Origin of the sequence: Bowdeniella nasicola (assembly GCF_001907295.1) — a bacterium.
Classification (GTDB): Bacteria; Actinomycetota; Actinomycetes; order Actinomycetales; family Actinomycetaceae; genus Bowdeniella; species Bowdeniella nasicola.
Genome location: NZ_MQVR01000110.1, coordinates 1 through 5,043, shown reverse-complemented (window position 1 = coordinate 5,043; position 5,043 = coordinate 1). Strand labels below are relative to the sequence as shown.

The 5,043-nt window shown below is 57.9% G+C and carries 7 protein-coding genes and 1 pseudogene; 1 reads left to right on the top strand and 7 read right to left on the bottom strand.

Annotation, left to right across the window (positions count from 1 at the left end):
* The first annotated feature begins 75 nt into the window (after positions 1-75).
* A complete protein-coding gene (locus tag BSZ39_RS12075) occupies positions 76-756 on the top strand; it encodes a restriction endonuclease (RefSeq protein ID WP_073717571.1) in 681 nt (226 codons plus the stop codon).
* Here the strand turns inward: BSZ39_RS12075 and BSZ39_RS12070 are convergent.
* The 7 genes and pseudogenes from BSZ39_RS12070 to BSZ39_RS12040 all read right to left on the bottom strand — a co-directional run.
* Positions 753-1,097 carry a hypothetical protein gene (locus BSZ39_RS12070; protein ID WP_073717570.1) on the bottom strand — a complete coding sequence of 115 codons (345 nt, stop codon included), beginning with the start codon at positions 1,095-1,097 and terminating at the stop codon, positions 753-755. The genes BSZ39_RS12075 and BSZ39_RS12070 overlap by 4 nt on opposite strands.
* On the bottom strand, positions 1,094-1,531 hold the full coding sequence (locus BSZ39_RS12065; protein WP_073717569.1) for an HK97-gp10 family putative phage morphogenesis protein: 438 nt from the start codon (positions 1,529-1,531) through the stop codon (positions 1,094-1,096). Before BSZ39_RS12065 ends, BSZ39_RS12070 begins: the two co-directional genes overlap by 4 nt.
* Positions 1,531-1,863 (bottom strand): phage head completion protein, encoded by a 333-nt coding sequence (locus BSZ39_RS12060; protein WP_073717568.1) that lies wholly within the window; start codon positions 1,861-1,863, stop codon positions 1,531-1,533. Before BSZ39_RS12060 ends, BSZ39_RS12065 begins: the two co-directional genes overlap by 1 nt.
* Before the next feature lie 4 nt (positions 1,864-1,867).
* Positions 1,868-2,185 (bottom strand): head-tail connector protein, encoded by a 318-nt coding sequence (locus BSZ39_RS12055; RefSeq protein ID WP_073717567.1) that lies wholly within the window; start codon positions 2,183-2,185, stop codon positions 1,868-1,870.
* A gap of 36 nt (positions 2,186-2,221) precedes the next feature.
* Positions 2,222-3,448, bottom strand: coding sequence for a phage major capsid protein (locus tag BSZ39_RS12050; RefSeq protein WP_073717566.1), 1,227 nt, complete (start codon positions 3,446-3,448; stop codon positions 2,222-2,224).
* Positions 3,449-3,462: 14 nt separating this feature from the next.
* Positions 3,463-4,329 (bottom strand): head maturation protease, ClpP-related, encoded by an 867-nt coding sequence (locus tag BSZ39_RS12045; protein WP_073717565.1) that lies wholly within the window; start codon positions 4,327-4,329, stop codon positions 3,463-3,465.
* A pseudogene (locus tag BSZ39_RS12040) lies at positions 4,326-4,898 on the bottom strand (phage portal protein); the annotation flags it as partial. The gene BSZ39_RS12045 and the pseudogene BSZ39_RS12040, both read right to left, overlap by 4 nt.
* Positions 4,899-5,043 lie beyond the last annotated feature (145 nt).

The following is a 5,043-nucleotide window of genomic DNA, read 5'->3' as shown; positions in this document are numbered from 1 at the left end:
GAGTTGTAGAAGATGAACTCGAGGATCACGCGGTGACCGCCCTGCTGTCCAGCACGACCACCCCGCTACACCACTATGAGGGACTCAACTGTCGATGCTCGGTCTTTGGCGGAGTATTCCGAGAAGGACATGCTCGAGTGGCCTGTGTGGCAGGCCTACCAGGAAGAAATCGCCGCCCGCAAGCGCGAGGTTCCGGATACCTTGGAGTCAACTGCCAAGGAGGAGGCGAACCCGGTCGAGGTGATGGCTGCTGCCGAGCGAACCTTCAACGCGCAGACCGAGACCGCGCTGCGCAAACGCCTGCAGGAAGCCTCGCCCGAGTTCTTTGAGAAGGCCGTGATCGACGTGTTGTGGGCGATGGGCTACGGCGGCACCCACGGTGAGAAACAGCATGTCGGGCGCTCCGGTGACGGAGGTATCGACGGTGTGATCCGCCAGGACGCTCTCGGGCTGACGAACATCTACATTCAGGCCAAGCGTTACGCCGACACGAACAAAGTCGGTGATCCAGAGATTCGCAACTTCATCGGATCCCTGGATTCACGCGGTGCGAACCTGGGCGTGTTCATCACGACATCCAGCTTCCAGCCCGCTGCCGAGCGCACCGCAGCTGGATATCGCCACGGCAGGATCATCCTCATCGACGGCATCAAACTCACCAGCCTGATGCTCGCTTACGGGGTTGCCGTCCATAAGGCCCGCGAGTTCACCCTCTACGAGATCGACGACGACTTCTTCGACGACGAAACCGCCTAACCCCACGAGTTCGCTGCCGCCACATCGAGCGCGTAATGGTGAAATCCGGTATCAGCTTCAAAGCCGACATAGGTACGACCAGTAATCGTTAATCCGGCGTCGAGCAGTGCGCGAGTAATGCGGTTACGCAGGTCGAGATAGTTTCCTTTGGTGAAGAGTGCGAGGCGGACTTCCTCAACCTCGATACTGGGTTGATTGTCTGCGAACACGTCGAACATGTCTGTCAGCGGGGTTGCCACGAGATACGTCTGCGGCGCTGGCGTGGCCGTATACAGGCCGACTTCGAACGGCAGCCCGAGCTTGTCAGCGATGTTCGTTAGTTGTTCCAATAATGCGGTCATGGCCCCACCTGCTCAATCCGCGCGATCAGCGCCGTTTTCATGGCGTCGATCGCACCACGCCGTGTTTGCGAACGTGTAGGCGCCAGGAACGGACGTGCGGACTGGTTGGATCGGCCGTGTTCGAGGACGCTGGCGATCAACGCATTCGCTCTGCCGTCACGGCGATTTTCAGCGAAGCCGACTTTAATGTTGTGATCGCCTCGGCTGTTTACTTTCACCGAGCTTGTACCAAGCGCTGCGAGTAGTTGCCCGGTTGAACGCGAGGGCTGCTTGGTGGCCCGTCCGATCGCACCGGTGAGGTTGGCTCGCATACGCGGTTCAACCACCGCAGCCCCAGCTTGCAGAACCTCATCAGCAGATGTTTCGAGCACACGGCTGGCAGCGTCGAGGGAATCAATGAACGCGTTCGGCAGGCGAATCTGCACTCTAGCCATCAGTTGCTCCCTTCGGGCGTGGTCTGGTGGGCGAGAATCTCCACGTAACGGCCGATCACTTCGACTGCGTCGATCACATACCTGCCATCCGGTCCGCTGATCTGCATATCCGTAGTTACGGATAGTCCGGGGACGGTGCGGATGCGGAAGAGGACGTCAGCTTTCGTATATGCGGCTCGATTCACCCACGCAGCCGATGCATGCCGAACCTCGATCTGCGCCCGCACCGTTGCTCGCACTTCATCGCGTGTGGTAGTGAACCCCGCCTTATCACGCACAACCATTGGCTGGATGAGGTCGATGGTGGTGCGCATGGATCCAAGAGAAGCCATTGGTCTACACCTTCCAATCCCGATCCAGACGCAGCAGGTTGTTGACCGCGTTCCATACCGCCCGCGCCGCATCGGGTTTATCGGCCCAGAATCCTGCCGTGGAACCATCACGAGACTCGTAGAAATGCGAGGCGAGCATGACAATTCCTTGCCGCGTTGCCCCAGACATGTCGCGTGTCTCGTAGTGGTTTTCGGGCAGGTGCTGGAAAGCGCAGGCGTAGGAGATGGCCGCATTGATCAGCGCAGCAATCAGTCTGTCGTCGTCATCGAAGGTGATGAGTAGATTCGCCTTCACTTGATCGATGAGTTCGTTCGTGCCCATGTGCGGCCACCCCCTATCCGTGTGTAGAACCGCTGGTTATGCTCCTGCCTTTTGGGTGAGCAGCTTGACTGCTTCGGGTAGGACGAGCTTGCCGTCCAGTCGCTGAGATGCGAGGAATCCGACCTGTCCGGTGGTTGCGAACAGTTCGTTGAGCCGCTTGAACGAGCGGCCTTGTCGGTCGGCGATCCAGTAGTACGACAAGTCACCGAAAGCAACCGTCGACGCACCAGCCTTGATTTCAGGCACAAACGTGGACGTGTGGACGGGGTGGCCAAGGACAAGGTCTGGGGTTCCTGCGGTCAGGGCTGGCTGCCACAGATACTGGCCGTTACCATCCTTGAGCTTGCGGATGGTTTTCACGGTCGAGTCGTTCATCAGCCACACCGCGTTCTTCCGATACGGAGCACGCAAACCGTAGTGCAGATCGATGAGTTCATCAGCCGTAATATCCGTCGCCTTGCCCGTAGTCACTGCCTTCTCACCACCACCAGAAGTTGCGAAAATACCGGTGGGCTTACCCTTACCGTCCCCGGTGAGGAAGGCTTCTTCCTCGGCAGCGCCAATACGACGAGCAAACTCCGCCGCCAAATACTGCTCGACATTAAACGCCGCATCGTTCAAGAGTTCCTCTGAAATTTTGAGGAAGGTGCCGAGCTTAAACGCACTCAAATTGACCTGCGTGAAAGCTTCATCAGATTCCGTATACGGCTTGCCCTCATCGAGCCACCCGGCAGTGCCATGCGTAGAGACGACCGGGATTTTCCGATCCCCGCTGGTGGTTTGAATGACCTTGGCTAGGCCTCGCATGATGTTCTGATCCTCCAGTGAGGAGATCAGGGTACGTTCGAACTCATCAGGCACCAGATAGCCGCCCTCAGTATCGACGCCTTCAGACAGTGCGTTGCGGACTTCCATCGGAGAAACGTTGAGCCGCATCGCGTCCCAAAACGCCCGCTTATACGAGGCGGTCGCGCGCGGTGCAGTCGGCTTGGCTTCATCATCAGGATTCATACCCGGCATGGACGTGAGCGGCATGTTCGTTGCTCGTGCGAGGTCGGCGTCGCGGCGCAGGGCGCGCTCAGAGCGGGCGATCTCATTGGTGAGACGATCGATCTCGGCTTCCATCTTCGCATAAGCCTGATCATCTTCAGCAGACAGACAGCCAGTTGTGGTGTCGCGGCGCTCATCTAGGAAAGCCTTCGCCTTCTCCCAAACATCTGCGCGCTTGGTACGAAGATCAGAAACAGTCATAGGGGTCGTCATGGTTAGTTGTCCTTTCAGTGGGGTTGGTTCGCTAGTTCGGCGTACAAATCACAAACCCGCCGACCAAGAGGTGCAGCGGGTGTAGTGGTGAGGTGTGGTGGTCGCATCGGCTTCGGAGGTGATGTGGCGGTCAGATGTGCGACGAGTTTTTGCTCGGCTGCTCGGCGTGAAAACACCGTGCCAAGTCCTGCGTTCTTGGGTGGGAACGGCAGGCGCTTCTCATCGTCGTCGGGTTCGTCTGGGGAGTCGACCTTGTCCTCATCGTCATCCAGGTCATCGTTGGGCTTCTCAGGCGAGACCGCAAACATTGGGTTGCGTTCACCTGTCAGGAGTTCGTCGGCAAATCCCATGTCGATCGCGGCCCGCGCATCCATCCACGTTTCGGCGTCCATGAGCTTGGACAGCTTCGCCCTGCTCAAGTTCGTCTTCTCCTGATATGCATTCAGGATCGATTCTTTAACCGAATCAAGCATGTTCATTGCACGTGCGAGTTCGTCCTTATCCCCGACCGCCATCGTGGCAGGGTTGTGAATCATCAACATCGACACCGGGCTCATGGCGACCTTCGTGGCTGCCATGGCGATCACGGACGCGGCGGATGCGGCGATCCCGTCGATGTTGACGGTGACTGTGCCTGGGTAGTCGATGAGCATGTTGTAGATCTGTGCGGCAGCAACCACGTCCCCTCCGGGGCTGTTGAGCCAGATCGTCACCGGCCCGCTACCCGCGTTGAGTTCATTGGCGAAGATGGCGGGTGTGATGTCGTCATCGAACCAGGATTCTTCAGCGATTGTGCCGCTAATGCGTAAAACCCGGACACTACCTGCGTCCGGGTCAGTGTTGCGTGGCTCGGGTGTGAGCCAGTTCCAAAAACGTCTCATATCCTCCTCCTTACAGAAGATTCACTCGTAGGTTCCTCAGCCGGTTCAGGCTTCGGTTCAGACTCGGTTGTCTGCGCGTATGCCCCTGCAAGACTGAGTGGGAGCATGTTGCCGTTTACCAGGTAGAGATCCCCGCCAGCCTCAGCAGGAATCTTGTCGAGGTTTTCTAGCTCGCGTATATCGTTAGCGCTCATCCACCCGTTCTGCCGAGCCACCGCGTATCCCTCCATGCGTGACTGGTAGTCCCCGCGCAGCAGACCTTCAACGTTGAACTTCACATACACGCCAGGTTTTTCACACGGACTGAGGAGTGTTTTGGTGATGGCTTGTTCCCAGCGGATCACCCACGGATCAAGCGTGTACTTCACAAACTCGAGACTCTGCTGCTCAATGTTCGAAAATGAGCTCTTTTCGAGGTCACCGATCATGTGCGGCGGGATACGGAAAATGCGGGCGATCTCATTGATCTGAAACTTACGGGTCTCCAAGAACTGCGCCTGTTCAGGAGACACTGAGATCGGCGTGTACTTCATGCCCTCCTCAAGGACGGCGATCTTGTTCCCGTTCCTCGCGCCACCGAACGTCGCCTGCCACGACTCCCGAACCCGAGCTGGATCCTTGAGGTCAAGTCCCTTGTAGTGGTGTAACGGCGTTTTCCTCTCGTTTGGGGTTTTAGCTTGCTAGTGCGGGCGTGTCGGTATCGGTCATGGTCGT

What these genes read in the sequence shown, in the direction of transcription:
- BSZ39_RS12070 (WP_073717570.1), bottom strand. Translation starts at nt 1,097, where the DNA reads ATGACCGCATTATTGGAACAACTAACGAACATCGCTGACAAGCTCGGG.
- BSZ39_RS12050 (WP_073717566.1), bottom strand. Translation starts at nt 3,448, where the DNA reads ATGACGACCCCTATGACTGTTTCTGATCTTCGTACCAAGCGCGCAGAT.
- BSZ39_RS12055 (WP_073717567.1), bottom strand. Translation starts at nt 2,185, where the DNA reads ATGGGCACGAACGAACTCATCGATCAAGTGAAGGCGAATCTACTCATC.
- BSZ39_RS12075 (WP_073717571.1), top strand. Translation starts at nt 76, where the DNA reads ATGAGGGACTCAACTGTCGATGCTCGGTCTTTGGCGGAGTATTCCGAG.
- BSZ39_RS12065 (WP_073717569.1), bottom strand. Translation starts at nt 1,531, where the DNA reads ATGGCTAGAGTGCAGATTCGCCTGCCGAACGCGTTCATTGATTCCCTC.
- BSZ39_RS12045 (WP_073717565.1), bottom strand. Translation starts at nt 4,329, where the DNA reads ATGAGACGTTTTTGGAACTGGCTCACACCCGAGCCACGCAACACTGAC.
- BSZ39_RS12060 (WP_073717568.1), bottom strand. Translation starts at nt 1,863, where the DNA reads ATGGCTTCTCTTGGATCCATGCGCACCACCATCGACCTCATCCAGCCA.